1 rRNA gene is annotated in these 387 nt (G+C 51.7%); it reads right to left on the bottom strand.

What is annotated here, in order from left to right:
* Nucleotides 1-387: ribosomal RNA gene (locus tag PZE06_RS26765) — 23S ribosomal RNA — on the bottom strand; the annotation flags it as partial.

The following is a 387-nucleotide window of genomic DNA, read 5'->3' as shown; positions in this document are numbered from 1 at the left end:
GACTCCTACACCCTTCAACCATCTATTCCGTCAGATGGCGGCACTGTCACTACTGCGTCTCCACGTCACTCCTGAAGGTAGTAACGGAATATTAACCGTTTCTGCCATCGGCATCGCCGTTCGGCTGAGCCTTAGGACCCGACTGACCCTGATCCGATTAGCGTTGATCAGGAAACCTTAGTCTTTCGGCGAGGGGGTTTCCCGCCCCCTTTATCGTTACTTATACCTACATTTGCTTTTCCAGACGCTCCAGAATACCTCACGGTACGCCTTCGACGCGGACTGGAATGCTCCCCTACCGATCATATTAATGATCCCACTGCTTCGGTAGACAACTTAATACCCGATTATTATCCACGCCCGACTCCTCGACTAGTGAGCTGTTAC

Source organism: Robertmurraya sp. DFI.2.37 (genome assembly GCF_029211245.1).
Lineage (GTDB): Bacteria > Bacillota > Bacilli > Bacillales > Cytobacillaceae > Robertmurraya > Robertmurraya methanolica_A.
The sequence above is the reverse complement of the archived record's forward strand: the minus strand, read 5'-3'. Positions and strand labels throughout refer to the sequence as shown.